Source organism: Ruegeria sp. O11, from assembly GCF_056535285.1.
In genome coordinates, this window is the sequence record NZ_JBQERS010000001.1 from 1230251 (window position 1) to 1256829 (window position 26579).

Consider the following 26579-nt stretch of genomic DNA (forward strand, 5'->3'; position numbering starts at 1 on the left):
GCGGAAACAGAAAACCCCCACCAAATTGGCGGGGGTGCAAAATGGTTTGGTACTTTGGCAATCAGCTACAGTTCAGCGGCACCGCAAAACCAGAGCTGCGCTTGGACGAGCCTTTGCGGTAAACATCCCCAGCGGGCAAGCAACCGGTAAAGCGCTCGGTTCGCGCTCCGAAGGTTGCACCGATGGAATTGTCCACGCGAGTGTCCCCTTCTTCAGTTCGCAACACACCAAACAATGTCCCGTTCACACTGACCGTGCTCAACAGCAGATTAGTGCTCTGGCCTGACAGCTGAACGGCGCTGGTATCAGTGCGTCCACCATTATCGATAGCTACTTTCGCCATCTTGGAAAGCTCGGTCTGATCAGACGAGACCTGAACCGTTGGCAACTTGGCGAGCTCTGCCGGGATGTTGGTTGCAGGTTGAACAAATGCCACGGCTCCTTTCACATCGGATACCGTACGCGGTTCACCATCTATCCCGGTGAAACCAACACCTTCGCGGTTAAACGGATCTTCGCAGGCTGACAGGGTCAGAACTGCAAGGGCGGGTAACAAGATTTTTTTCATGGCGGTCAACATTTTGGAAAGAGTTGCTGAAGCGTAGCGGCATGGAGTGCGTAAAAGCAAGCCGCCCTCACCCAGAACACCCGAGGGGCTGATGCGCCCCTGCAACGCCCGTGTTTCGCACCGACGCGCTGTGGGACGCCTAAAACCAACAAAAAAGGACCCCGCATCGGCAGAGTCCTTTTTCAAAAATTCAAGTCAGAGGGCAGATTACTTGATCTTGCCTTCTTTGTACTCGACATGTTTCCGAGCAACCGGATCGTATTTACGAATGGTCATTTTCTCGGTCATGGTGCGCGCATTCTTTTTGGTCACGTAGAAGTGGCCCGTGCCCGCGGTCGAGTTCAGACGGATCTTGATTGTCGTCGGCTTCGCCATGGTTATCTCCTGCGTCCGAAAAGGCAGGGGCCTTTCGGTTGAATCCTTATGAGCGTGCGCTTTTAACTGCTCGTACGCCCAAGTCAACCAGATTCGCCGTGTTCCGGGAACAATTCCCTACTCCGCCTCAACGGGGTGTCGCTTGGTGTGTTCACGAAACTGTGATAGGGTCACCGTGACCAAAGAGTCCGTGTTGCGATCATGGGCCAAATCTGACCGGGACTATCGTCCGGCACCCTACACCACTCACGTCAATAGTATCGCCCGGGTTACCCGGGTGTTCCTGAATTGCAGGCGTCTCAGCAAGCAATCTGGCCATGGAACCGGCCAGTCGGATGGTTCCGAATAGACTTAAACAGTGGGAGGTTTTCATGCCTGTATTCATCACTTACGCATCCTACTCATCCGAGGCCGTTCAGGCGATGGTTGCCAATCCTCAGGATCGTACCGGCCCGGTCAGTGCGCTGCTTGAGAAAGCGGGCGGAAAGCTGATCTCATTCTACGTTACCACCGGTAGCAACGATGTTGTTGTCATCAGCGAGGTCCCTGACGGCACTGATGCGGTCGCAATCGGGATGGCCGTTGCCAGCACGGGTGCAGTATCGAAAATCGAAACCGTGCGCGCATGGTCCGCCGAAGAGTTCGTTTCGGTCGCTGCAAAAGCAGCAACGCTAACCGGGGTGTATACGCCGCCGACGGGCTGAGGAATTATGCGCGGAGGGCCTGTAAGCCGGATCCTGTTCCAGGGTTACCCCCTTCGATGACCATTCCTCTAGGCCGTGCATTGCTGCGCGGCTCGAGCTGCCAACCCGGTCCCTCTCGGCCAAAGCGAGCCTAGCGGCGGTATCGGTTTGCACCGACCGGCCCGCGCGGGGACCCTATTCGGCATTGCTCCCGGTGGGGCTTGCCGTGCCGCCACTGTTGCCAGCGGCGCGGTGGGCTCTTACCCCACCGTTTCACCCTTACCTCGGGCCAAGGCCCTCGGCGGTCTGATTTCTGTGGCGCTTTCCGTCGGGTTTCCCCGCCCGGGCGTTACCCGGCACCGTTGCCTTGTGGAGTCCGGACTTTCCTCTCGGGCATATGCCCCAGCGGCCATCCGGCCCTCCGCGCGAGGTGTTGGGTATGCTTTGGGAGAGGTTACGTCAAGAGCGGTTGGAGGATGAAGGGGCCAGCCCCTTCTTGGCCTTCGGTCAATTCAACCCCGGGATTTTTTTGGCCTGATTTTTTTGGCCTGATGAAGCGCGGATCAGGTCGTATGTGGAGGAAGGGCCAGCGCTTTGAAATCGTCAGGGTGCAATGGGCCTGTGGCCCAGGGACGATGGCGCAGGCGAATGGTTTTGAGCAGGATGTCATCATCGACATCAGCTGTATATCCCCGGACTTGCGCCAGCGCCCGGAACGTCGTTTCGGAAGGTGCTTCGGTGCCAGTTGGAGCGGCAAGGCTTTGACGTTCCAGTCTTTGCCAATCAAAACGGGGGCCTGGGTCTGTCTTGCGCCCGGGTGCCATGTCGGAATGTCCAATGACACCTTCCGGAGAGATCGACCAGCGCCGCATGAGTTTGGACAGAAGTTGTTCCAGCGCGTTCATCTGAGGCTCGGAGAACGGGTGATCGCCCCGGTTGTCCAATTCGATGCCAATGGAACGGGAATTTATATCTGTTTGCCCGTGCCACTCCCCGGCCCCGGCGTGCCAGGCGCGGTCTTCCTCGCGTACAAGCTGCCAGAGCACGCCATTGCCGCCAATCAGATAGTGAGCGGAAACTTCAGGACCGGGATCGCAAAGGCGCTCGAGCGCAGCTGATGCGCTTTCCATTGCGGTATAGTGCAGAACGATCAGCACGGGCTTCAACCCATCGCGCCGGGGGCCGAAATTGGGCGATGGATGCCAGATCGGCGAAAGCTCAGTTGTTGACGGCACTGCGGAACGCACTGGGGTCCCAGCCGCAGGCATAGCCGTCGCCATCCGGGTCCAGTCCTTTACGGTCGCGCTGGGGACCGCCGTTGGCCAGAAATTCGATCTGAGCCTGATCCGGCGAGGCGAATTGCGCACAGTTCCGCTCGGCTTTGGCCTGTAAATTGAACCCTGCTCGGCTGTAGAGCTGGGTTCCGACGGGGTTTGACGTGTTCAGCGCATATTGCACGATGTTGGGCTGTCCATCTGTACCGCGCTGTGGAACCGCGGTTGGCGCGACAACTTCATATGTCTGTCGGTTCTGTTCGATCCGGGCCGCATCTGCATCGATACTACGCCTGTTTGAAACGGCTTCAAAATCCTGTTCGTCAGAAATGCCTGTGTTGTTTGTCACTGGGGCAACTAAGCCTTGCTGTTCAGACGTACTGGCCAGCGCCACAGCCGTCTGGTTTGCAATATCAGCCGCACTGCCGTCATTCAGAGGAGCACCTTGCGCCGAAAGCGGCTGCTCCGAAATCGCTTCGGGTGGTAGCAGCGGGTTACCAGCCAGCCCCTGCCCGGCCAGTTCAGCCTCGCGTTGGGCCTGGTATTCCGGCGTATTGAACCCGGTGCCCGATACAGGGGCGACCGTATCACAGGCTGCTACTAGCCCGAGGGTCGAAATCAGAAGCAATTTACGCATTCGGCTGCTCCGCCTTCTTGTCGTTCTGCCGGTTAGAGAATTACCACCATTTGCCTGGCTTGGCCACAAACCCGGCGGCATTCTCAAGCGCGTAGGCGGTGTTGAGCAGATCGCCCTCTTCCCATGGGCGGCCGATCAGTTGCAGACCTAGCGGCAGTCCCTGAGCGTCCAGTCCTGCAGGAACCGAGATACCGGGCAGGCCAGCTAGGTTCACGGTCACGGTGAACACGTCGTTCAGATACATTTGAACCGGATCAGCTTCGGTCATCTCACCCAGGCCGAACGAAGCCGAAGGTGTGGCCGGGGTCAGGATTGCGTCAACGCCAGTCGCGAAGACATCTTCGAAGTCTTTCTTGATCAGTGTCCGCACTTTGCGGGCGCGGTTGTAGTAGGCGTCATAGAAACCCGCCGACAACACATATGTGCCGATCATTACCCGGCGCTGGACCTCGGGGCCGAAGCCTTCCGCGCGGGTCTTTTCATACATTTCGGTGATTCCGTCACCTTGTGCCAGCTGCGCGCGGCGGCCATAGCGGACACCATCATAGCGGGCAAGGTTCGAAGACGCCTCAGCAGGAGCAATCACATAATATGCAGGTAGTGCGTATTTGGTGTGCGGCAGCGAAATATCGACGATCTCAGCCCCTGCGTCTTTCAGCATAGCAGCGCCATCAACCCAGAGCTTTTCGATCTCGGCGGGCATACCGTCCATGCGGTATTCTTTGGGAATACCGATTTTCTTGCCCTTGATATCGCCGGTCAGCATTGCCTCAAAATTCGGCACAGCCAATTCGGCGCTGGTGGAATCCTTGGGGTCATGGCCACACATGGTTTCCAGCATGATCGCCGCGTCACGTACGTTCTTGGTCATCGGGCCAGCCTGATCCAGCGACGAGGCGAAGGCAACGATGCCCCAGCGTGAGCAGCGGCCATAGGTCGGTTTGATGCCGGTGATGCCAACAAAGGCGGCAGGCTGCCGGATCGAACCTCCGGTATCGGTGCCGGTCGCAGCCAGACACAGATCAGCAGAAACAGCCGAGGCCGAACCACCAGACGAGCCGCCTGGTGTTAGCTGAGCCTCGTCGTTGCCACGCCGCCACGGGCTGACGGCGTTACCATAAACGGAGGTTTCGTTGGACGAGCCCATGGCGAATTCGTCCATGTTCAGCTTGCCCAGCATCACGGCACCTGCGTCAGCCAATTGCTGAGACACAGTGGATTCGTATTCGGGCTTGAAGCCATCGAGTATCTTGGACGCGGCCTGCGAGGGAACACTTTTGGTGCAGAACAGATCTTTTATACCGATCGGCAAGCCGCACATCGAAGGGGCGTCGCCCGCTTTGATCCGATCATCTGCGGCCTTTGCACGCTCAATCGCAATCTCGGGTGTCTTGTGGACGAACGCGTTCAGCGCATCGGCTTCATCAATGGCTGTCAGGCAGGATTCAGTCAGTTCAACCGAAGTTACATCACCGGCACGCAACGCGTCGCGGGCTTCAGCCAGCCCCAGTTTGTTCAGTTCGCTCATGACTTACTCCACAACTTTGGGAACAGCGAAGAACCCTTCGCGCGCATCGGGGGCATTGGACAGAACTTTGTCCTGCTGATTTCCGTCAGTGACTTCGTCCTGACGACGCTTCAGACGCATCGGCGTGACCGAGACCATCGGCTCGACACCTTCGACATCCACTTCGTTCAGTTGCTCGATGAACCCAAGGATGGTGTTGAACTCGGATGCCAGCGCGGGCAGCGCGTCATCCTCGACCTTGATCCGGGCGAGTTTGGCCACCTTGGCGGCGGTGCTTTGGTCTATCGACATCGGAAAACCTCATATGCGTTAAGGGGCGTTTACCCGTCTGTCGCATCACTCGCAAGACCGGTCACCGGATGACGCCGCCGTGCGCACTCAATTCGCCAGCAGCCATGCGTTTTTGAATGCCCCCTATGCAAATTGGTGAACTGATTAGTTCATTTTCGGCATTGAAAACTAAACCGAACTGTTCATTTCAATTGTGTGACACAACTCGAAACCGGAGACAGCATATGAAAACCTTTGTCCCTGCATTCATCTTGGCCGCCGTGGTTCTGACATCTCCTGCCCTGGCATTGGGAATAGACATGAACAATCTGACCCGAAACCTCAGCTTCCCTCAGCCTGTATCGGAGCCTGTGACCAAAGATCAAACCCAGACAGGCAAGTAGACCTGTCCCATGTGCCGGATCGGCTTCCCCCTCCTGATCCGGCACTTTTTCCAAATCACCGCTGTACCCTGTCCGACAAGTCGTTAGCATGACCAAAGACCATCAGCCGAAACACCCACAGGTGACGATCAGGCGAGCTAACGGAGCAGAACATGAGCGCACGCAAGCAAGCAGTACTGAACGCAATTGACGCCGCCAATGCGGAAGATCCCAATATGGAAAACGGGCAGCCCGCAGAACTGCTGTATGGCCAGCGCATGAGTGCAGAGCTTGATCGCCTTTTCCCAAATGCATCTGATGCACTACAGATTGCCGCCCGCGGGCAGCATGTCGAACGGTGGAAACTGAAGCGCACCGAATATCCGGAAGGGCGCGCCGGTTATCTGGCATGGCGAAAGGCACAAGGTGTTTACCACGCGGACGTGGTGCGAGGCTTTATGGAACAAGCCGAATACGGTGCGGATCGAATCGAAGCAGTCGAACAGATGCTGCGCAAACAAGGCATCAAGCGCCATGCGGACGTGCAGGCGCTTGAGGATGTGATCTGTTTCGTTTTCCTGAAATGGTATTTTGAACCCTTCGCAGCGAAGCATTCAACCGAGAAAATTCAGCGCATCGTAGAAAAAACCGCCATCAAGATGTCCGCCGAAGGCCGCGCCAGAGTTTTGGCGGAATTTGATCTGCCCGAGGCATTGGCGGCAGCATTCCGTGACTGACCTCAGGTGATTCCAAGGAACTGGTAGCCCGCCAATGTGTTTTGGTTTGGCCTCAAGTACCCGGCGCAGTCGTAACAGGCGCCCCCCGAATGGCGCGCAGATATACCTCGATCATCCAGCCCAGCATGGTGGCGTTCAGTATGTGCCACATGAAATGCGTTCCGATGGGAAAGTGACCGCAGGTTGGCTCATCCAAGGCTCGGAAAATGATCGAGGCGATCAGTATGCCAGCCCCGATCGCCAACCCGCGCGCTGTATCAGGGGTTCGCGACCTCAACAGTAAAGCATAAATCAGGATCAATAGCGGCACCGGTGCATAGGCTGCTGAACCGCCCAAACCCGGCACCAGCTGAAACACGGGAATCGCCAACGCCGCATAGGGAATGAACAGCGCGGTCAGACCCAGCGCATAAACGGGCCGCATCCCCCAGACATCCCGGTTCACCGCAAAGATATAAACCAGAATATAAAGCAAGATCGGCGTTGTATCTGCTATCGCGGCCCAAACCTGTGCATGCGTATGAAACAGATAGCTGCCGACACCAATCATTGCCAGTATCACAACCAAGGCCATCGCCAGCGGAGCACCCTGCCCTCGCACCCTGCGCCACATGACGAATGCCGCAACAAGAAACGCCACATTGGTCACGGCGTTTATCGGCTCGGCCCAATACGATGGCGAGAGCCGCTCGCAATAACCGTCAATATACTGCGTCCAGTCCATGGATTTTTACATAGCCGATGCTAGGCTGACGCCAAGCAGAATTTGGGAGGTTTCACTATGGATATTATTTGGCTGGGACATGGCAGCTTTCGCATCGAAACATCGGGGCAGGTCCTGCTGGTCGATCCCTGGCTGACGGGGAACCCGTCATTGCCCGAAGATCAGCATGATGCGGCGGTGGCGGGTGCAACCCATATCCTGCTGACCCATACCCATTTCGATCATATCGTTGATGTACTGCCACTGGCCAAACATCTGAATGTACCCGTCGTGGGACAGTACGATCTGATGGGCTATTGGGCCGAGGCGGAAGGAATCGAAACAGTTGGTTTCAATAAAGGCGGCACAGTTGACCTTAGCGGTATTAAGGTATCGATGGTCCCAGCCTCGCACAGCTCGACCTTTTCAACCCCCGACGGATTGCGAACCGGCGGGACCGAAGTCGGGTATATGATCTCAACCGAGGGCAGAATGGTGTACGTCTCTGGCGACACCGATATCATGGCGGATATGGATTGGATGGGGGAATTCTACAAACCCGATATCGGCATCCTTTCCGCCGGTGGTCACTTTACCATGGACATGAAAGGCGCGGCCTACGCGGCCAAACGGTACTTTGACTTCAAAACGATTATTCCGTGCCACTACCAAACCTTTCCGGTTCTCGAACAATCAGCTCAGGCTCTGATTGACGGCCTGCCGGGCGTCGATGTGATCGAACCCGAAGTGATGAAAGCGATTTCTCTCTGATGCCCGCCACAGATTTCAGCGCCCAGGAATTTGCCGACCGTATCGCGAAGACCCGCGCAGCAATGGAACAGCAGGGGATCGAAACCCTGCTGATAACCGACCCATCGAACATGGCGTGGCTTACCGGTTACGACGGGTGGAGTTTTTATGTACCCCAGATGGTCATCCTGCCAGCGGAGGGTTCTCCACTATGGTGGGGGCGCACGCAGGACAAGGCTGGTGCAGCGCAGACCACATGGATGGATGCATCTGATCTTCTGGACTGGCCTGAAGAGCACGTTCAACACCCCGACCACCATCCCCTCGATTCCCTCGCCAAATTTTTGCGGGACCGCGGATGGACTTCGGCACTGGCTGTCGAAATGGACAACTACTATTACTCGGCCGCCAGTCACCGCATACTGCAGAACGCATTCGGAGACGCTGCGATTTTGGATGCCACTGGCCTGGTAAACTGGCAGCGGGCGGTCAAAAGCGACGCCGAAGTCGAAATGATGCGAAAAGCAGGGCGGCTTACCGCCCATATGCATCGGGTGTTGCGCGATGCGTTCCGCGAAGGACTGCCAAAAAACCAACTGGTTGCCGAAGTACAGGCGGCAGGCATCGCCGGATTGCCGGGGCTGGCCGGGGACTATCCCGCAATCGTTCCAATCGCCCCTTCAGGCACCGAGGCTTCGGCCTCTCACATCACCTGGAACGACAGATCCTTAACGCGGGATGAGGCAACGTACTTTGAAATCTCAGGGTGCTATCGCCGTTATCATTGCCCGGCCAGTCGCAGCCTGTTTCTGGGTGATCCTCCGGAAGATATTCGCCGCGCTGAGGCTGCTGTGCTCAGGGCCATCGATGATGCCTTGAGCGCGGCGCGTCCGGGCACAACTTGCGAAGAGGTCGCGAACTGTGTTTACGAAAGTTTCGCCCGCGCCGGATATGTCAAAGCCAACCGCACCGGCTATCCGATCGGATTAAGCTATCCTCCTGATTGGGGTGAACGCACAATGAGCCTGCGGCCGGGTGACACGACCGAACTTCAAGAAAATATGACCTTCCATTTGATGCCTGGGCTCTGGACTTCGGATTGGGGACTGGCGATCACCGAGAGCTTTTTGGTTACCGCCAATGGTGGCCAGCCTTTGGCGGACATCCCTCGGGAGCTTGTGGTAAAATCCAAATGAATCAGTCTATTCGCCCATCGCCAGAGTTAATCGCGGTGGTGCGACGCTGGAATGACGCTGTTCGAACCAAAGATGGAGCAGCGCTCTACAACATGCTGTCGACGTCTGAGTACCTGCGGTATCAAGGCTCAGCGGATGGGGAGATTTGGTCAGGCTCGCTATTCCGAAAGGGTTTCCCTGATCATGTGGCCGAAATTCCCGACTACGTTTGGGAAGAACACAGCCTAGAGGCATTTGAATGCGGTACAGTTGGTTGGGCCCATTGCGTTGCAACGCTTCGCTTTGCCACGAACCAAAAAGCAATGTTGCACAGGTTCACCTTCATCCTGCATCTCGAAGATGGTGTGTGGAAGATGGTGCACTGCCACGTGTCCAATCCGATCCCTAACATGGAAAAAATCGGTATCGAGCACAAAGCCCTGGACGCGCTGGTAGCAGCCGCACGCGACGGGTTTCGTCAGGATCAGCGCGAGGGCATGGCTTCGGTTATGTTCACTGACATCGTCAATTCATCGGCTATTGCCGACAAGCTGGGAGATCGGGTTTGGACCGATGCTATTCAAAAACACTTTGAATTGGCTCGTGAAGTCATCGAGGCTCAGAGCGGAACGCTGGTAAAGTCGCTGGGGGATGGAACCATGTCCAGCTTCTCGTCGGCGCGGGCGGCACTGATGGCCGCAGTCGACCTGCAGCGGCGCAACGCCAGCGAAGTGGGCGAACCAACGCTGCAGATTCGCGTCGGCATACATACGGGGGATGTGATCCAGACCGATGACGATTTCTTCGGTACGGTAGTGAACAAAGCCGCCCGGATCGCGGCCTCAGCAGCACCGGGAGAGGTCCGTTTGTCCGACGCAACCCAGCTTTTAGTGGACGGGCAAGATGGGTTGACCTTTGGCACACCAAGATCAGTTTCACTGAAAGGTCTGCCCGGCGATCACACGATCTATAATCTGAGTTGGTAGCGCGCTAACGCCGTCCCGCGAAAAAACCCTTGAGCAATCGCTCGGCCTCTTCGGCACCGATCCCATCATAGATTTCAGGGGCATGATGTGCCTGCGGGTGCGAAAATACCCGCGCGCCGTGGGCGACGCCGCCTGATTTCGGATCGGATGCACCGTAATACACACGCCGGATACGCGCGGCAGCCAGTGCTGCCGCACACATGGCACAGGGTTCCAGCGTCACATATACATCGTGATCCGGCAGCCGCTCCGATCCGGCCTGTGCACAGGCGGCGCGCAGCACCAATATCTCGGCATGGGCGGTGGGATCGTTCAACTCGCGTGTCCGATTACCTTCAGCGGCAACCACCTGACCGTCCGGTCCGATAATTACAGCCCCCACGGGCACCTCCCCCCGGTCTGCCGCCGCCTGCGCCTGTTCCAGCGCCAGTTTCATGTGAGATCGGAACTCCATGCCTCTGACTGCCCCAGAAACCCGGCTTTCGCAAGCCGCCGGGATAGGCTATGGGCGGGGGATGACCAATACCCCTCCTCCCGGCGATCGGATCGCCAAAGTGCTTGCCCGCGCCGGTGTCGCCTCACGTCGCGAGGCTGAACGCATGATCGAAGCCGGTCGTGTGACCGTGAATGGCAAACCCATCAGTAGCCCAGCGCTGAATGTGACGGCCAAGGACAGGATCACTGTCGATGGCAAACCCGTGTCCGAGCCCGACCCATCTCGCCTATGGCTCTATCACAAGCCTCCAGGCCTTGTGACGACGGCGCGTGATGAAAAGGGGCGCAAGACGATCTTCGACGATCTGCCAGAGGACATGCCGAGGGTCATGAGTGTCGGACGGCTCGACCTGAATTCGGAAGGGTTGCTGCTGCTCACCAATGATGGCGGCATCAAGCGCAAGCTTGAACTGCCCGCCACCGGATGGCTGCGCAAATACCGGGTGCGGGTTAACGGGCGCCCCAAGGACGAAGATTTTGCACCGCTTCGCAAGGGATTGGTCATAGACGGAGAGCGGTTTCAGCCCATGACCGTTACCTTAGACCGCCAACAGGGTGCGAACGCCTGGCTAACCATCGGTCTGCGCGAAGGCAAGAACCGCGAGATTCGCCGAGCAATCGAAGATATCGGCTATGCGGTAAACCGGCTTTTGCGGATTTCTTATGGCCCGTTTCAGCTTGGTGACCTGAAATCCGGTGAGGTTGAAGAGATTCGTCGGCGTGTTTTGCGTGACCAACTGGGGATGGACGGTGAAGAAAGCGGCAAGCCAACCGTCAAACGCCCTGCCCGGCCTCAGCGCAAAAGGCCGACAATCGGCAAGAAACCTCGCAAGTGACGCGGCTTAAGTAACCTTCCCCCTAGCGCCAAGCCATCGCATCGCCTAAATTTTCTGTGATAGCGACAGTTTGGGGGCACCATGTCCGGGACCGGAGTACAAAAATTGGCGTATGCAGCGCTGCTGGTGCTGTTGTTCGGCGTCTGTACCGGCGTGCTTGGGGGCTTGTAAGGGCATGGCCAAAAGGTTCGGTGGGAAATTCAGCCCTCAGGGTGCGTCGTCAGACCAAGATCAACCCTCTCGTAGACAGTTTGACGGAGCTCGGGTCGAACCGGCGGGTGCACGCGCGAACCTCCTATTTGTGCCCGCAATTCCGTTGGCATTCCTGTCACTGAACGACGGCGCTATCGGAATGACAATTGGTTTGATCGCTGCAGGTCTGCTGACGGCCGCCGCATTCTTGCTGCGCGAAGGGCTGCGAGCGGAATCTGCATACAATGCCAAACGTACCGCCCGCCGCCCGGCCTTCCCCCGCAAAATCTTCTCAAGCGTCCTGACTGGGCTGGGCACGGCATTGGCCGCGTATCGAACAGAGTTTCTAGATGCAGAAACCGCAGCTCAGGCCAGCCTGTTGGCACCGGTTCTGTTTGGGGTTGTTGCCACTGCATTACATTCGGTGTCCTTTGGCATCGACCCCTTGAAAGACAAGGGTATGGAAGGCATCGACACCTTCCAACAAGATCGCGTGGCGCGCGTTGTTGAGGATGCGGAATCTCACCTGACCCAAATGACAGACGCGATCAAACGCGCCGGAGACCGTCAGATCGAAGCGCGTGTCGAGCGGTTTCAAGATACCGCCCGCGATTTGTTCCGAACGGTCGAAGAAGACCCACGTGATCTGGCGGGCGCGCGGAAATATCTGACGGTTTACTTGCAGGGCGCACGCGATGCGACGGTGAAGTTCTCGGACGTCTTTGCGCGTACCCGCGATGCGCAGGCGCTGGCAGATTATTCGGCCCTGCTGGACGATCTCGAACAGAATTTCGCGGCGCGGACGCGAAAGATGCTATTGGATGACCGCAGCGATCTGACGGTTGAAATTGATGTGCTGCGTGACCGGCTGCAGCGCGAAGGCGTCCGGTTGGATTGACCGGCTTTTATGTAAGCGAGGATTACCCCATGTCCGATGAGATCAAGAACAAGGCAGTCGAGGCTGAAACACTGGTGCAAGAAGTCACCGCCGTCGCCCTCCCTGAGCCGCAGGCTGAGATTGTGCCGCTTGAAGACGCCGACGAACCGGTTGGTGCCGAAATCCGCAAGCGGATGGGTGAGATCGACATGGGCGACACAAACTCGATCGTGTCATTTGGATCATCCGCACAGGCGGAATTGCAGGAGATCAGCCAGGCGATGCTGGCCGATGTCCGCAATAAGGATGTAGGCCCGGCGGGCGACAGCCTTCGCAATATCGTAACGACGATCAGGGGTTTCTCTGTCAGCGAATTAGACGTTCGCCGCGAGCGTAGCTGGTGGGAAAAACTGCTAGGCCGCGCAGCACCCTTTGCCAAGTTCACGGCGCAGTATGAGGACGTTCAAAGCCAGATCGACCGGATCACAGACGACCTCTTGGGCCATGAGCACACCTTGCTGAAAGATATCAAGTCTCTGGATCTTCTGTATGAAAAGACGCTGGAGTTCTACGACGAACTCGCGCTTTACATTGCGGCGGGTGAGGAAAAGCTGACCGAACTGGACAGCCATGACATTCCCGAAAAAGAGGCCGAGGTTCAGGCCGCACCCGAAGACCAGCAGGTGATGAAGGCGCAGGAATTGCGCGATTTGCGCGCCGCGCGCGACGATCTGGAACGCCGGGTCCACGACCTCAAGCTGACCCGTCAGGTGACGATGCAGTCGCTGCCCTCGATCCGCTTGGTGCAGGAAAACGATAAATCGCTGGTGACCAAGATCAATTCAACCCTCGTCAATACCGTGCCGCTTTGGGAAACCCAGCTGGCACAAGCGGTAACCATCCAGCGCAGTGCTGAAGCTGCAGCCGCAGTACGTGATGCCAATGATCTGACCAACGAGCTGCTGACCTCGAACGCGGCCAACCTGCGCGAGTCTAACAAGATGATCCGCGAAGAGATGGAGCGTGGTGTCTTCGACATCGAAGCCGTCAAACAGGCCAACGCTGACCTGATCGGTACGATCAACGAAAGCCTCGCCATTGCGGACGAAGGCAAAGCCAAGCGCGCCGCCGCCGAGGAAGAATTGAAGAAGATGGAGGCCGAGTTGCGCGACACGCTCGCCTCGGCCAAAGCGCGACAGGACGGGATCGGTGACAATGCCGGAACGGCTGTCCCCGGATAATGGAAACAGCGGGCGTGCGGCCATTACATCGCGCTAGGACTGCAACATTGGTAGTTTCGCTGCTGGTATTAGCTGGCTGCGAAGAGGCCTTGACGACGTCCATCGCTCCGGAACCCCGCCCGGAGCAACCTCAGGGCTTGAGCAATGCCTATCAGCCCCCTTCGCCCGCCAGCCTCGACCTCGCGCGGTACTATGAAAGCGTTCAAAACAACCTGCTGACGCGCGGGCTGTTGCGCACCGATGGTGGTGGGCCGGATACGCCCTACGACGCCGATGACCTCGCACGGAATTTCGAAACCATTGCGTTTTACAATGAATATCCGGGGGAGGCTGTCTCGAGCGGTAGCAGAAGAACCAGCCGACAGTTAAGTCGCTGGTCGTCACCCGTACGCATCAAACCCGAATTCGGACCCTCAGTCGCGCCAAACGTTCGCCAGCAAGAGACTGCCCGAATTGACGCCTATGCCAACCGTTTGTCGCGGCTGACTCGACATCCGGTTTCGACCACCACCCGGAATGCAAATTTCCACGTTTTCGTGGCAGGTGAAGATGATACAGCCTATGTACAAGCCCGGTTGCGACAACTGATCCCCGGCATAGGACAGGCGCAGCTTGATCTCTTCGACAAACTGCCACGGTCTTTCTATTGTTTTGTGTTTGCGTCGGCATCGAACAGCGCGCCTCAGACTTATACCCGGGCTGTTGCCCTGATACGGGCAGAACATCCCGATCTGGTGCGCCTGAGCTGCGTTCATGAAGAGATTGCGCAAGGATTGGGGCTTCCGAATGACAGCCCATCGGCCCGACCGTCGATCTTCAATGATGACGACGAGTTCGCCCTGCTCACCAGCCATGACGAAAAACTACTGACGATTCTTTACGACCCACGCTTGAAAGCGGGCATGACCGCTGACGAGGCACGTCCGGTGGTCCGTATCATTGCACGCGAATTGATGGGGCAGTCGCTCTGACCCCGAAGACAGGAGAAATCCAATGGGAATTTTTGATTTTCTGACCGGCGAATTCATCGACGTCATCCACTGGGTTGATGACACCCGCGACACGATGGTCTGGCGGTTCGAGCGTGAGGGCCACGAGATCAAATACGGTGCCAAGCTGACAGTGCGCGAAGGTCAGGCGGCCGTGTTTGTGCATGAGGGGCAGCTGGCGGATGTGTTCACGCCCGGACTCTACATGCTTGAGACAAACAACATGCCGATCATGACGACGCTGCAGCATTGGGATCATGGTTTCCAGTCTCCGTTCAAGTCTGAAATTTACTTCGTTAACACGACCCGGTTCAATGACCTGAAATGGGGCACCAAGAACCCGATCATGCTGCGCGATCCCGAGTTTGGGCCAACACGCATCCGGGCCTTCGGCACCTATACGGTGCGGGTCAAGGACCCGGCGAAATTCCTAGTAGAGATCGTAGGCACCGATGGTGAATTCACCATGGACGAGATCAGCTTTCAGATCAGAAACATCATCGTGCAGGAATTCAGCCGCGTCATCGCAGGCTCGGGCATTCCAGTTCTCGATATGGCCGCGAACACCGCCGATCTGGGAAAACTGATCGCAGCCGAGGTGTCACCGGTGCTGGATGGGTATGGTTTGAGTATGCCCGAATTCTATATCGAGAACATCTCGCTCCCACCTGCGGTCGAGGCGGCTCTGGACAAGCGCACCTCGATGGGTTTGGCGGGCGATCTGGGCAAGTTCACTCAGTATTCCGCTGCCGAGGCCATGACAGCGGCTGCCAATAACCCCGGTCAGGGCGGTGGCATGGGTGCCGGTCTTGGCATGGGGATGGGCATGGCGATGGCGCAGCAAATGTCGAACATGGCAGCGGGTCAGCCCAGCGGTCCCTGGAGCGGTTCCGCCCCCGCTGCACCGCAAGCGTCAGCGCATGCGGCACCGCCGCCCCCGCCACCCGTCGAGCATGTGTGGCATATCGCGGTGGATGGCCAGACTAGCGGACCATTTTCCAAAGCCAAGATGGGTCGTATGGCAACCGACGGTGAGATCACGCGTGATACCCACGTCTGGACCGCCGGTCAGGACGGTTGGAAAAAGGCGGGGGACGTACAAGAATTGGCGCAGTTGTTCACCATCTTGCCACCGCCGCCACCGGGCGCCTGACCCGATATTAGGTTATCCATGACCAGGATTCTGTAATGGCAAAAGTCGAACACCGTTTTCCTTGCGAACAATGCGGGGCGGATTATCGGTTCAATCCCGATGACGGAACGCTCACCTGCGATCACTGCGGACATTCCGAGGCCATTGGAGCGGGCCCGTGGGGAGGGGCCAGTTTACGTGAACTCGATTTCGACACGGCCATCGCGGATCGCCTCCCCGATAGTGAAATTGAAGAAATTCGTGTTCTTACCTGCCCCAACTGCGCAGCACAGGTCGAATTTGACCCGAACACACACGCCGCAGAGTGCCCATTTTGTGCGACACCTGTCGTCACTGATACCGGTGTAAGCCGCCATATCAAGCCACGCGGTGTGTTGCCCTTTGCACTGGACGAACGCTCGGCGCACCAAGCCATGGGGGATTGGCTGGGGCGACTGTGGTTTGCGCCCAATGGGCTGAAGGAATACGCCCGCAAAGGCCGCAAGATGCAGGGCATCTACGTGCCCTACTGGACATTCGATGCCGATACCAAGTCGAGTTATCGGGGCGAACGTGGTGTCGTCTATTACGAAACCCGAACCGTGATGCGGGATGGAAAGCGCGTTCAGCAGCAGGTTCCCAAGGTGCGCTGGTCGCCAAAGTCTGGACGCGTGGCACGGTTTTTTGACGATGTTCTGGTGTTGGCATCACAATCCCTGCCCAAATCCTATACGGATGCGCTGGAACCCTGGGATCTGCCCGCACTTGAGCCCTATCAGCCCGAATATCTGGCTGGATTCCGTGCCGAAGCCTATACGGTCGAATTGCAGGAAGGATATCAGGAGGCGCGCGGTCACATGGCGCGCGTGATCGAGCGTGATGTACGGTTTGATATCGGTGGCGATCGTCAGCGCATCCACGCTGTCGATACGGAAGTCCGAGATGTCACGTTCAAACATATCCTGCTGCCGGTCTGGATGGCAGCCTATAAATACCGGGGCGAGACCTATCGCTTTGTAGTGAATGGCAGAACCGGGCGCGTTCAGGGTGAGCGCCCCTGGTCGGCGATCAAGATTACCGTCGCGGTGGTACTGGGCCTGCTCGTTGCCGCAGGTGTCGGTTATCTGGTTGCAACCGGACAACAATAAAGAGAACACTCGTGTCAGATAGCGCGTTGGATGGGGGAAATTGACTTGCACCTTGACGCTCTGAACGATCTTTTAACTCAGCGCCATTCGTGCCGTGCCTTTTGCTCAGACCCTGTTCCCCGTGAACAGATCGAACACATCGTCACAAGCGCAACGCGTGCTCCAAGCTGGTGCAACGCGCAACCCTGGCAGCTTACGATCACCAGTGGCACTGAAACTGACCATTTTCGCGAAGCGTTGCAGCGCGAGACACAACAGGCCAGCCCAAACCCGGACCTGCCCTTTCCAACCAGGTATTCCGGTGTCTATCAGGATCGTCGGCGCGCATGCGGCTGGGCGTTATACAAAGCAGTCGGCATCGAAAAGGGTGATCGCACCGCTTCGGCGCAGCAAATGATGGAAAACTACACGCTGTTCGGAGCCCCACACTGCGCCATCCTATCCAGCCCCGCCGAGTTGGGCCCATACGGTGCCATGGATTGCGGAGGGTTTGTGACAGCATTCGCATTGGCGGCACAAGCCCTGGATGTGGCCAGTATCCCTCAGGCGGCGGTTGCGGCTTATGGTCCGTTTCTTCACCGGTACTTCGATATTCCAGATGACCGGATTGTTTTGTGTGCGATCTCATTCGGATATCCAAATAAAGACCATCCAGCCAACTCTTTCAGAACAGGACGTGCCGCTCTGGATGATATCGTTGATTGGCGTGAATAAACACCAAGAGTAGGAATTGCAGATGCGCGCGCTGCTTCAAAGAATTTCCAGTGCCTCTGTCACAGTCGAGGGAACGGTGATTGGACAATCCGGTCCGGGGTTGATGATTTTGGTCTGTGCGATGCAAGGGGATGATGAGGCTCAGGCCGAACAACTGGCTAACAAGATCGCAAAGCTTCGCATCTTCAAAGACGATGCAGGAAAAATGAACCGTTCGATCTTGGATATCTGCGGCTCAGCACTGGTAGTCAGCCAATTCACTTTGGCCGCTGACACGTCACGCGGTAACCGCCCGGGATTTTCCGGTGCGGCCCCGGCAGCAGAGGGCGAACGACTTTATGAAGCGTTTGTTCGCAACCTGTCATCACTGGGCATACCAGTCGAAACGGGATCATTCGGGGCTGACATGGCTGTAGAACTGGTCAATGACGGACCCGTGACAATTTGGATGGAAAGCTGATGCAGGCCTCTCAACAGATTCAGGATATTTGGAGCGCCGGTGTGGCGGCTGTAGATGGTTACACCGCGACGTTGGAAGCGATTCAAACGATGGAACGGCCAGACCAGATACTGGCCGTTGGCAAGGCGGCGGGTGCGATGGCCCGCGCTGCAGCGAACCAGTTCGGAGCGGTCCCCATGTTGGTCGTTACCAAAGATGGCCATAGCGATGGACTGCCAGCGCATGTTGATGTCATCGAATCCTCTCATCCCGTACCCGATGATCGCAGTCTGGCCGGGGGACGGGCATTGCGCGAAACCGTAGAGAGCATGGAACATGATAGCAGTCTGTTGCTTCTGGTATCTGGCGGCGCGTCCTCTCTGGCCGAGGATTTGATGCCCGGGTTCTCCCCGGACGATCTTGAAGCCCTGAACCAAAGATTGCTTGGCGATGGATTGGATATCAGAGCGATGAATGCTGAGCGGCGCAAACTATCGCGCATTAAGGGCGGAGGACTGCTGTCCAGTTTTCCTGGGAAAAAAGTGACCGTTTTGGCGATCTCGGATGTCCCCGGAGACGACCTGGGCGTGATTGGATCCGGCATCGGAGCGTTGCCAGATGCGCCGCGTTTTGCCGCCCAGACCTCAATAATCGCTTCAAATGCGCACGCACGTAACGCGGCCGCCCAAACAGCCGAGCAAGCTGGCCTTGTCGTCCTCGCCAACGCGGAGGCGTTGCACGATGACTACCTATCAGTTGCGACCGCGATAGGAGATCGACTGCGCCACATGCCCAAAGGCGTGATGGTTTTTGGAGGAGAGCCAACCGTCGTTCTTCCGGACCAACCCGGGCGAGGCGGACGAAATCAGGCCCTAGCGCTGGCTTTGGCGCACGAAATTGAAGGGCAACGGGACATTACTGTGATCGTTGGTGGAACAGATGGCACGGATGGGCCAACGGACGCAGCCGGTGCTATCGTTACCGGCGAAACATGGTCAGACGAAGCGCAAGAATACCTCAACAACGCGGATAGCGGCAGCTTCCTAGCCAAAGCAGGTGCGTTGCTGGTTACGGGGCCTACAGGGACCAATGTGATGGACTTGGTGATTGCAATACGGAATTGATCTGACATCTTGGCCCGGTTGCTATCGGTCAGGAGTTCAGAGATATGGCACCGCCCTCCAACGCACTTCGCGAGATCGAAGAAATCCCTGATATGGGTATCACCATGCCAGATGGCTGTCGCCTTTCAGCCCGGATCTGGCGACCGATCGATGCGGGCGAAGACCCGGTTCCCGCCATTGTGGAACATCTGCCATATCGCAAACGCGACGGTACCACTGCACGTGACGCCTTAACCCATCCCTGGTTTGCCAAACGTGGATATGCCTGCGTACGCGTAGATATGCGCGGCAACGGTGACAGCGAAGGGTTGATGGAGGATGAATACACTCAGCAGGAATTGGACGATGCCGTCGCAGTAATCCAATGGCTAGCCGATCAACCCTGGTGTAGCGGCACGGTCGGGATGATGGGTATCAGTTGGGGCGGGTTCAACTCATTGCAGGTTGCTGCGATGCAGCCCGAGCCTTTGAAGGCAATCATTACGCTTTGTTCGACCGCGGACCGGTATGCCGATGACATACATTACAAAGGCGGATGCCTGCTGAATGAAAATCTGGGCTGGGGCGCGACAATGTGGTCCTACTCCTCTCGTGCTCCGGACCCTGATCTGCGGTCAAACTGGCGTGAGCTGTGGTTGGATCGGTTAGAGAATGAGCCTTTCCTGCCCTCCGTCTGGCTGCGCCACCAAACACGTGATGCCTATTGGCGCCATGGTTCCGTCTGCGAGAATTTTGATGCCATTCAAGCGGCCACCCTGGCGGTTGGAGGCTGGGGTGACGCTTACAAGAACACTGTGCCATTGCTGGTCGAACAGTTGAACGCGCCGGTCAAAGGTGTTGTTGGCCCATGGGTGCACAAATATCCTCATTTCGCGGTTCCTGAACCTCGCATCGGATTTTTGCAGGAGGCCCTAAGGTGGTGGGACCATTGGCTAATGGGAAAGGATACAGGTGTCGAAGATGATCCAGACTACCGCGCTTATGTGATGAACGGTGTGCGTCCGGCGCGCTGGTACAAAGAGCGCGCAGGGCGTTGGATTGCCGAGGATGAAGGCGCGACATCGCATCTGCCAACCCTGACGATGCAATTGACCGATGCTGGCCTTGGGCACGAAGGGTCACTGAACACCTCAATCCGATCGCCACATACCTGCGGTCTTGAAAGCGGCGAGTTTTGTGCGATTTGGCTAGGTCCGGATATGCCGGGGGACCAGAGGGGGGACGACGCGCTTTCAGCCTGTTTCGACAGCGACCCATTGGCAGCCGACATCGAGATTGTGGGCGCACCCAAAATTCGGCTCCGCCTGAGTGCTGACAAACCTCAGGCGCAGATTGCTATTCGGCTGAATCATATACACCCGGACGGTCCTTCGACGCGGATCACATATGGGGTGCTAAATCTGACGCACCGCGACAGCCATGCAGATCCCACCCCCCTAATACCCGGTCAGACCTACGACATAGAACTGGACCTGGATCACATCGCTTATCGAATACCGAAAGGGCACCGCTTACGCGTGGCGATCTCGAGCGCCTATTGGCCGTTAATTTGGCCTTCGCCGGAAACTGTCGAGCTTCAACTGACTGAAGGCGACATAATCATTCCAACGCGTCCACCTGGTCAATCAAACGAATACAACTTCGCCCCTCCCGATGCAGAATCTGCGAATCCCGTCAGTGTTCTTCGAGAAACGCAAAATTCCCGGCGTGTGGAATTGGATATGACCACCGGCGAAACCCACCTGATCATCGAGGATGACTTTGGCAAACTCCGTGACGAAACGCATGGGCTGATCACCGGAAGCACCGCAACAGAAAAGTGGTCGATTCACCCCGACAAACCCCTATCGGCGCGGGGCTATTGTCGTTGGACACAAGAACAGCAGCGCGGTGAATCGTTCCTATTCACTGAAAGCGTTTGCGAGATGTGGTCCGATGATAAGAACTTTTTTGTTCGAGCGGAGATAAGCGCCTTCGAAAATAACGAATTGGTCTATTCAAAAACACTCGAAGACACGGTGCCGCGCAATGAAATGTAAGTTTTGAAGCTTCAGACGAAAGATTTTCACTTGCCCACCACCCTGAATTGCCCCTACTTTGACTCACGCGTCAATAAAAAGTCCAACAATGGACCGAACATCCAATCAACTGGGAGATCTCTGGATGAACGAACAACTCACTCACATGTCAAAGCAGGTCACCGCTGGAAAGCTGACCCGCCGAGATTTCATGGGTAAAGCAGCGGCACTGGGTGTCTCGGCCGCAATCGCAAGCAGTATGTTTGCCGATGCCGCACGTGCGGCTGGCCCAAAAAAGGGCGGCGATCTGAAATTCGGTTTGCAGGGCGGCGAATCGACCAACTCGCTGGATCCGGCAACTTACGCAAGCTCAGTCCCGTTCCAGAACGGTAAGCAGTTCGGCGACCAGCTTGTCGAAGTGGCGCCCGACGGCACCATCGAGCCGCGCCTGGCCGAAAGTGTCGAAGGCAGCTCGGACGCCAAAGTCTGGACCTTCAAACTGCGCCAAGGTGTCGAGTTCCACAACGGCAAGACCATGACCAGCGATGACGTGCTGAAAACTATGCAGCGCCACTCGAACGAAGATTCCAAATCAGGTGCATTGGGCATCATGAAAGGCATCGAGTCGATGAAGGCCGATGGAGACAATTTCCAGGTCACATTGACCGAGCCAAATGCCGACCTGCCGTATCTGATGGCCGACTATCACCTGATTATTCAGCCCGATGGCGGCATGGATAACCCGGCTGCAGGTATCGGCACAGGTCCGTACAAACTGGAAGTGGACGAACCCGGCGTCCGTCACCTGTTCACCAAGAACGAAAACCATTGGAACAGCGATTTCGGTAATTTTGACAGCGTCGAAGTTGTTGTGATCAACGATGCAACTGCGCGGACCGCTGCACTGCAGTCCGGACAGGTCCACGCCGTCAACCGCGTTGAACCCAAAGTTGCCGACCTGTTGGGTCGTGCGCCTAACCTGACCGTGCATTCAACCGCCGGTCGCGGTCACTATGTCTTTATCATGCATTGCGACACGGCTCCGTTCGACAACAACGAATTGCGCACGGCATTGAAATACGCAATCAACCGTGCGGAATTGGTAGACAAAGTCCTGCGTGGCTATGGCTCGATCGGGAATGACATGCCGATCAACGCAGCTTACCCATTGTTTGATGAAACCATCGAACAGCGCGAATTCAGCATTGAGAAAGCTGCAGAGCACTACAAAAAGTCCGGCCATGATGGTTCGCCGATCATATTGCGTGTAGCCGACGGTGCCTTCCCGGGTGCTGTGGACGCTGCTGCACTGTTCCAGCAGACCGCCGCACAGGCTGGAATTCCGCTTGAAATCAAGCGTGAACCCAACGATGGATACTGGTCCGAGGTTTGGAACGTTCAGCCGTTCTGTGCCTCGTACTGGGGTGGCCGTCCGGTTCAGGACCAGATGTATTCGACCGCGTACCTGTCGACCGCAGACTGGAACGACACTCGGTTTAAGGTCCAGGCGTTCGACGACATGCTGTTCGCGGCAAAGGCAGAGCTGGACGTTGAAAAACGCAAAAGCATCTACAGCCAGATGGGCCGAATGGTCCGCGACGAAGGCGGTCTGATCTGTCCGATGTTCAACGACTTTGTCGAGGGCATCAGCAACCAACTGGACGGATGGGAATCTGACCCGACGCAAGAGATGATGAACGGCAACATATCCCGCAAAATGTGGTTCGTCTAAAACGGGCTACGGATAATGCATCCTATCATCAAACTGGTTTCCCAGCGCCTGGCGCTGGGACTCCTATTGCTGCTCGGCGCTTCGGCCTTGATTTTTGGCCTGACCGAAGCCCTTCCCGGAGACGCCGCGCAAGCCGTCCTGGGGCAGTCCGCAACCCCAGAGGCCCTTGCTAACCTGCGCGAAGAGATGGGTTTGAACCGCCCTGCCCTGACCCGCTATTTCGAATGGCTGGGAGGCATTTTTCAGGGCGATCTTGGCCAATCTTTGACAAACAAGCTGGATATTTCTGAGAGCATTGGAAAACGCCTTGGAAATACACTGTTTCTGGCATGCGTCGCTGCCATCGTTTCCGTTCCACTTGCAATCTTTCTTGGACTTCTGGCCGTGCGTTATCGCAACCGCTGGCCGGATAAACTGATCTCTGCCATCACGCTCACAACGGTTTCGATACCGGAATTTCTGATCGGCTATGTGGTGATCTACTACATCTCAGTGAAACTGGGCTGGTTCTCCTCGCTAGCGATGGTCAACGATTCAATGTCGTTTGGGCAAAAGCTAAATGCCATTGCTTTGCCAGCCTTCGTACTGACGCTGGTGGTCCTGGCGCAGATGATGCGCATGACACGCGCTGCCATTCTTAATCTTATGCAATCCGCCTATATTGAAACGGCTGAACTAAAAGGTTTGAGCACCTTTCAGGTTATCGCCCGGCATGCCTTTCCCAACGCGATTTCACCTATTGTGAACGTAGTCATGCTGAACCTGGCCTATCTGGTCGTAGGTGTCGTAGTGGTCGAGGTTGTCTTCGTCTATCCCGGTATGGGGCAGTACCTCGTAGATGCCGTGACAAAGCGTGACGTGCCTGTTGTTCTGGCCTGCGGTGTGGTGTTTGCAGCCGTGTATATCGGCCTGAACATGGTCGCGGATATCGTGTCGATCCTTGCCAACCCAAGACTGAGGCATCCGAAATGATAAAGAACATTCCTCTTTCGGCACTGATTGGCCTTATGTTCACCGGCGCCTATTTCTTTGTGGCGATCGCCGCACCCTTGATCGCGCCTTATGGAATGGCAGAAGTGGTCGGCGACGTTTGGGAGCCGAGTAGCTCCGAGCATCTGCTGGGCACGGACAATATCGGCCGCGATCTGCTAACCCGCATGATCTATGGCGGGCGCACAACAATCTTCATTGCCGCAGCTGCAACACTTCTCAGCTTTTTGACGGGAACATCATTGGGCCTACTTGCTGCAGTCTTGGGCGGATGGGCCGATCAGGCGCTTAGCCGGACGGTCGATCTGATCATGTCGATCCCTACGCTGATCCTGGCGCTGGTTATTCTGGCAATCGTTCCGGTAACCGTTCCGATCCTGATCCTTGTGATGGGCTTGTTGGATGCGACACGACCATATCGTCTGTCGCGATCTGTCGCCGTGGATATCAACGTGATGGACTACGTCGAAGCCGCCAAACTGCGCGGCGAAGGACGCCGTTGGATCATTTTCCGTGAAATCCTGCCCAACGCTCTATCGCCTCTGGTGGCCGAGTTCGGTCTGCGGTTCATCTTTATGGTCCTGTTCATCTCGACACTTTCGTTCCTGGGCCTTGGCGTCCAGCCGCCCTTGGCGGATTGGGGCGGCATCGTGAAAGAGAATAAGGACGGCATCGTCTACGGTATTGGCGCCGCGCTCTACCCTGCAGTGGCCATCGCCACGCTGGCGATCTCGGTCAACCTTGTTGCTGACTGGGTTCTGAACCGTACCACATCGCTGAAAGGAGGCCGAGGATGAGTGATACCCTTCTCAAGGTCCGCGACCTCAAGATCGGCGCGACCGTCTATCCGCCGGGCGAAAAGCCCCATGACATCGAAATCGTGCACGGGGTCAGCTTTGACCTCGCGCCCGGTAAGGTGTTGGGGTTGATCGGTGAATCCGGCGCTGGCAAATCGACCATCGGTCTGGCCTCGATGGCCTATGGCCGGGGCGGCGTTAAGATCACCGGTGGCGAGGTTTGGGTCAACGGCCGTGACATCATGAAGTCAGCGCTGGGTGATATCCGCAACCTGCGCGGCGGCGAGGTGTCTTATGTCTCGCAATCAGCAGCCGCTTCGTTCAACCCCGCCAAAAAGATCATGGATCAGGTGGTCGAAGCTGCAGTCGAACATAAGAAATTCTCTCGTAAAGAGGCCGAGGCCCGCGCGCGCGAATTGTTCGCCAAGCTAGGCCTGCCCGATCCGGACAATATCGGTGATCGATACCCGCACCAGGTTTCGGGCGGTCAGTTGCAACGCTGCATGACAGCGCTGGCGTTGTGCCCTGAACCAGATCTAGTTGTGTTCGACGAACCTACCACGGCCTTGGACGTGACCACTCAGATCGACGTCCTGATGGCCATCAAGGAGGCCATCGCCGATACAGGTGTCGCTGCGTTGTACATCACGCATGACCTTGCAGTTGTCGCACAAGTCAGCGACGACATCATGGTTCTGCGGATGGGCAATACGGTCGAGTATGGAAACACCGATCAGATCATCAACAATCCGCAAGAAGAGTATACTCAGGCGCTGGTTTCGGTTCGCTCGATTGAACACGAAGAAAAGCAGCCAACTGCGGATCCGGTACTGAGCGTCGATGGTATCACAGCGCGCTACAAAGGCTTGAACTTTGACGTTCTTCACAACGTCAATGTTGAGCTTCATCCAGGGCAGACATTGGCTGTGGTGGGTGAATCCGGCTCAGGCAAGTCGACGCTGGCCCGTGTGATCACCGGGTTGCTGCCGCCGCGTGATGGCGAGATCACCTTTGCCGGTCGGAAACTTAGCCCCGACTTGAAGGGCCGTTCGCTTGAAGATCTGCGCGAGTTGCAGATGATCTATCAGATGGCGGATGTCGCGATGAACCCGCGGCAAACAGTCGGTACGATCATCGGGCGACCGTTGGAGTTTTACTTCAACATGCGCGGTGCTGAGAAACGCAAGCGTATCGTAGAACTACTGGATGAGATCGAGCTGGGCGAGAAGTTCATCGATCGCTACCCAGCCGAACTGTCTGGTGGTCAGAAACAGCGGGTCTGCATCGCGCGTTCATTGGCGGCCAAGCCCAAAATGATCATCTGTGATGAGGTCACCTCGGCGCTCGATCCACTTGTGGCAGATGGCATCCTTAAATTGCTGCTGGATTTGCAGAAGATCGAGGATGTGGCCTATCTGTTCATCACCCACGATCTGGCGACGGTGCGCGCCATCAGTGACAGTATTGCGGTGATGTATCAGGGCCGCGTGGTCCGCTATGGACCCAAGTCGCAGGTGCTGAGCCCACCCTTCGATGACTATACCGATTTGCTGCTCAGCTCGGTGCCCGAAATGCATCTGGGTTGGCTGGAAGAGGTTGTCGCCCATCGCAAAATGGAAAGTGCGGGCAACTAATCCCGGACTTATTCCGAACATAGCATAGTGTTTGGAAATCCCGGCGTTTGACTGAAAACAAACGTCGGGATTTTACAATTTAGGGCGCAAATGGGCAGCCCCGTGCAAGCGAATCCCCTAGGGTCGCGACAACCAATACTTCGAAAAGAATA

At 56.8% G+C, this 26579-nt stretch carries 28 protein-coding genes and 1 other RNA gene; 20 read left to right on the forward strand and 9 right to left on the reverse strand.

Going from position 1 to position 26579, the window contains the following annotated elements; all coding sequences use genetic code 11:
* Positions 1 to 61: 61 nt before the first annotated feature.
* Both ACRZ91_RS06160 and rpmG read right to left on the reverse strand, forming a co-directional pair.
* The gene (locus ACRZ91_RS06160; RefSeq protein ID WP_480653347.1) at positions 62 to 568 is read right to left on the reverse strand and encodes a hypothetical protein; all 507 of its coding nucleotides are present in this window, start codon (positions 566 to 568) and stop codon (positions 62 to 64) included.
* A gap of 207 nt (positions 569 to 775) precedes the next feature.
* Positions 776 to 943 carry a 50S ribosomal protein L33 gene (gene rpmG / locus ACRZ91_RS06165; RefSeq protein WP_010441901.1) on the reverse strand — a complete coding sequence of 56 codons (168 nt, stop codon included), beginning with the start codon at positions 941 to 943 and terminating at the stop codon, positions 776 to 778.
* 371 nt (positions 944 to 1314) lie between these two features.
* Here rpmG and ACRZ91_RS06170 point away from each other — a divergent pair, with 371 nt between their 5' ends.
* On the forward strand, positions 1315 to 1647 hold the full coding sequence (locus ACRZ91_RS06170; RefSeq protein WP_010441900.1) for a GYD domain-containing protein: 333 nt from the start codon (positions 1315 to 1317) through the stop codon (positions 1645 to 1647).
* 6 nt (positions 1648 to 1653) lie between these two features.
* On the opposite strand, the gene rnpB is transcribed toward ACRZ91_RS06170, so the two are convergent.
* From rnpB to gatC, 5 genes are all read right to left on the reverse strand, one after another.
* An RNA gene (gene rnpB / locus ACRZ91_RS06175) (RNase P RNA component class A) lies at positions 1654 to 2051 on the reverse strand.
* A gap of 138 nt (positions 2052 to 2189) precedes the next feature.
* Positions 2190 to 2894 carry an N-acetylmuramoyl-L-alanine amidase gene (locus tag ACRZ91_RS06180; protein ID WP_480903398.1) on the reverse strand — a complete coding sequence of 235 codons (705 nt, stop codon included), beginning with the start codon at positions 2892 to 2894 and terminating at the stop codon, positions 2190 to 2192.
* Positions 2845 to 3537: a hypothetical protein gene (locus tag ACRZ91_RS06185; RefSeq protein ID WP_480903316.1), complete on the reverse strand. Its 693-nt coding sequence runs from the start codon at positions 3535 to 3537 to the stop codon at positions 2845 to 2847. Before ACRZ91_RS06185 ends, ACRZ91_RS06180 begins: the two co-directional genes overlap by 50 nt.
* Before the next feature lie 40 nt (positions 3538 to 3577).
* Positions 3578 to 5065 carry an Asp-tRNA(Asn)/Glu-tRNA(Gln) amidotransferase subunit GatA gene (gene gatA, locus ACRZ91_RS06190; RefSeq protein WP_480903318.1) on the reverse strand — a complete coding sequence of 496 codons (1488 nt, stop codon included), beginning with the start codon at positions 5063 to 5065 and terminating at the stop codon, positions 3578 to 3580.
* A gap of 3 nt (positions 5066 to 5068) precedes the next feature.
* The gene (gene gatC / locus ACRZ91_RS06195) at positions 5069 to 5356 is read right to left on the reverse strand and encodes an Asp-tRNA(Asn)/Glu-tRNA(Gln) amidotransferase subunit GatC (RefSeq protein WP_170472591.1); all 288 of its coding nucleotides are present in this window, start codon (positions 5354 to 5356) and stop codon (positions 5069 to 5071) included.
* A gap of 224 nt (positions 5357 to 5580) precedes the next feature.
* Between gatC and ACRZ91_RS06200 the strand changes: the two genes are divergently transcribed.
* Together ACRZ91_RS06200 and ACRZ91_RS06205 are read left to right on the forward strand one after the other, a co-directional pair.
* Positions 5581 to 5739 (forward strand): hypothetical protein, encoded by a 159-nt coding sequence (locus ACRZ91_RS06200; protein ID WP_010441895.1) that lies wholly within the window; start codon positions 5581 to 5583, stop codon positions 5737 to 5739.
* A 152-nt stretch (positions 5740 to 5891) separates the two neighbouring features.
* Positions 5892 to 6455, forward strand: a complete 564-nt coding sequence (locus tag ACRZ91_RS06205; protein ID WP_480903320.1) for a DUF4202 domain-containing protein — start codon at positions 5892 to 5894, stop codon at positions 6453 to 6455.
* 52 nt (positions 6456 to 6507) lie between these two features.
* Here the strand turns inward: ACRZ91_RS06205 and ACRZ91_RS06210 are convergent, their stop codons facing one another.
* On the reverse strand, positions 6508 to 7179 hold the full coding sequence (locus ACRZ91_RS06210) for a ceramidase domain-containing protein (RefSeq protein WP_480903322.1): 672 nt from the start codon (positions 7177 to 7179) through the stop codon (positions 6508 to 6510).
* Positions 7180 to 7236: 57 nt separating this feature from the next.
* Here ACRZ91_RS06210 and ACRZ91_RS06215 point away from each other — a divergent pair, with 57 nt between their 5' ends.
* Genes ACRZ91_RS06215 through ACRZ91_RS06225 form a run of 3 tightly spaced genes read left to right on the forward strand, consistent with a single transcriptional unit; the run spans position 7237 to position 10069 of the window.
* Positions 7237 to 7929 carry a metal-dependent hydrolase gene (locus ACRZ91_RS06215; protein ID WP_480903324.1) on the forward strand — a complete coding sequence of 231 codons (693 nt, stop codon included), beginning with the start codon at positions 7237 to 7239 and terminating at the stop codon, positions 7927 to 7929.
* A complete protein-coding gene (locus tag ACRZ91_RS06220) occupies positions 7929 to 9104 on the forward strand; it encodes a M24 family metallopeptidase (RefSeq protein WP_480903326.1) in 1176 nt (391 codons plus the stop codon). The genes ACRZ91_RS06215 and ACRZ91_RS06220 overlap by 1 nt, the downstream gene beginning before the upstream one ends.
* Positions 9101 to 10069 (forward strand): adenylate/guanylate cyclase domain-containing protein, encoded by a 969-nt coding sequence (locus tag ACRZ91_RS06225; RefSeq protein WP_480903328.1) that lies wholly within the window; start codon positions 9101 to 9103, stop codon positions 10067 to 10069. Before ACRZ91_RS06220 ends, ACRZ91_RS06225 begins: the two co-directional genes overlap by 4 nt.
* Before the next feature lie 4 nt (positions 10070 to 10073).
* Here ACRZ91_RS06225 and ACRZ91_RS06230 read toward each other — a convergent pair whose 3' ends face one another.
* A complete protein-coding gene (locus tag ACRZ91_RS06230; RefSeq protein ID WP_480903330.1) occupies positions 10074 to 10523 on the reverse strand; it encodes a nucleoside deaminase in 450 nt (149 codons plus the stop codon).
* Here ACRZ91_RS06230 and ACRZ91_RS06235 point away from each other — a divergent pair.
* From ACRZ91_RS06235 to ACRZ91_RS06300, 14 genes are all read left to right on the forward strand, one after another.
* Entirely contained in the window at positions 10522 to 11400 is an 879-nt protein-coding gene (locus ACRZ91_RS06235; protein WP_480903332.1) for a pseudouridine synthase, read from the forward strand. The genes ACRZ91_RS06230 and ACRZ91_RS06235 overlap by 2 nt on opposite strands.
* A 175-nt stretch (positions 11401 to 11575) precedes the next feature.
* Positions 11576 to 12490 carry a 5-bromo-4-chloroindolyl phosphate hydrolysis family protein gene (locus ACRZ91_RS06240; protein ID WP_480903334.1) on the forward strand — a complete coding sequence of 305 codons (915 nt, stop codon included), beginning with the start codon at positions 11576 to 11578 and terminating at the stop codon, positions 12488 to 12490.
* Positions 12491 to 12519: 29 nt separating this feature from the next.
* Positions 12520 to 13710 carry a toxic anion resistance protein gene (locus ACRZ91_RS06245; RefSeq protein ID WP_010441886.1) on the forward strand — a complete coding sequence of 397 codons (1191 nt, stop codon included), beginning with the start codon at positions 12520 to 12522 and terminating at the stop codon, positions 13708 to 13710.
* Complete coding sequence (locus tag ACRZ91_RS06250) at positions 13710 to 14681, forward strand: DUF2927 domain-containing protein (protein WP_480903336.1); 972 nt, start codon at positions 13710 to 13712, stop codon at positions 14679 to 14681. Before ACRZ91_RS06245 ends, ACRZ91_RS06250 begins: the two co-directional genes overlap by 1 nt.
* 22 nt (positions 14682 to 14703) lie before the next feature.
* Entirely contained in the window at positions 14704 to 15852 is a 1149-nt protein-coding gene (locus ACRZ91_RS06255; protein ID WP_170472619.1) for an SPFH domain-containing protein, read from the forward strand.
* A 35-nt stretch (positions 15853 to 15887) separates the two neighbouring features.
* A complete protein-coding gene (locus ACRZ91_RS06260; protein ID WP_480903339.1) occupies positions 15888 to 16979 on the forward strand; it encodes a TFIIB-type zinc finger domain-containing protein in 1092 nt (363 codons plus the stop codon).
* 30 nt (positions 16980 to 17009) lie between these two features.
* Positions 17010 to 17693, forward strand: a complete 684-nt coding sequence (locus tag ACRZ91_RS06265) for a nitroreductase (protein ID WP_480903341.1) — start codon at positions 17010 to 17012, stop codon at positions 17691 to 17693.
* Between the two features lie 22 nt (positions 17694 to 17715).
* A complete protein-coding gene (gene dtd, locus ACRZ91_RS06270) occupies positions 17716 to 18153 on the forward strand; it encodes a D-aminoacyl-tRNA deacylase (RefSeq protein WP_170472627.1) in 438 nt (145 codons plus the stop codon).
* Entirely contained in the window at positions 18153 to 19256 is a 1104-nt protein-coding gene (locus tag ACRZ91_RS06275; protein ID WP_480903343.1) for a glycerate kinase type-2 family protein, read from the forward strand. The genes dtd and ACRZ91_RS06275 overlap by 1 nt, the downstream gene beginning before the upstream one ends.
* A 44-nt stretch (positions 19257 to 19300) precedes the next feature.
* Positions 19301 to 21295 (forward strand): CocE/NonD family hydrolase, encoded by a 1995-nt coding sequence (locus ACRZ91_RS06280; RefSeq protein WP_480903345.1) that lies wholly within the window; start codon positions 19301 to 19303, stop codon positions 21293 to 21295.
* A gap of 124 nt (positions 21296 to 21419) precedes the next feature.
* Complete coding sequence (locus tag ACRZ91_RS06285; protein WP_480903347.1) at positions 21420 to 23006, forward strand: ABC transporter substrate-binding protein; 1587 nt, start codon at positions 21420 to 21422, stop codon at positions 23004 to 23006.
* Positions 23007 to 23021: 15 nt separating this feature from the next.
* Positions 23022 to 23978, forward strand: a complete 957-nt coding sequence (locus tag ACRZ91_RS06290; protein ID WP_010441877.1) for an ABC transporter permease — start codon at positions 23022 to 23024, stop codon at positions 23976 to 23978.
* Positions 23978 to 24793, forward strand: coding sequence for an ABC transporter permease (locus tag ACRZ91_RS06295; protein WP_029621990.1), 816 nt, complete (start codon positions 23978 to 23980; stop codon positions 24791 to 24793). The genes ACRZ91_RS06290 and ACRZ91_RS06295 overlap by 1 nt, the downstream gene beginning before the upstream one ends.
* The gene (locus tag ACRZ91_RS06300; protein ID WP_170541031.1) at positions 24790 to 26427 is read left to right on the forward strand and encodes an ABC transporter ATP-binding protein; all 1638 of its coding nucleotides are present in this window, start codon (positions 24790 to 24792) and stop codon (positions 26425 to 26427) included. Before ACRZ91_RS06295 ends, ACRZ91_RS06300 begins: the two co-directional genes overlap by 4 nt.
* Positions 26428 to 26579 lie beyond the last annotated feature (152 nt).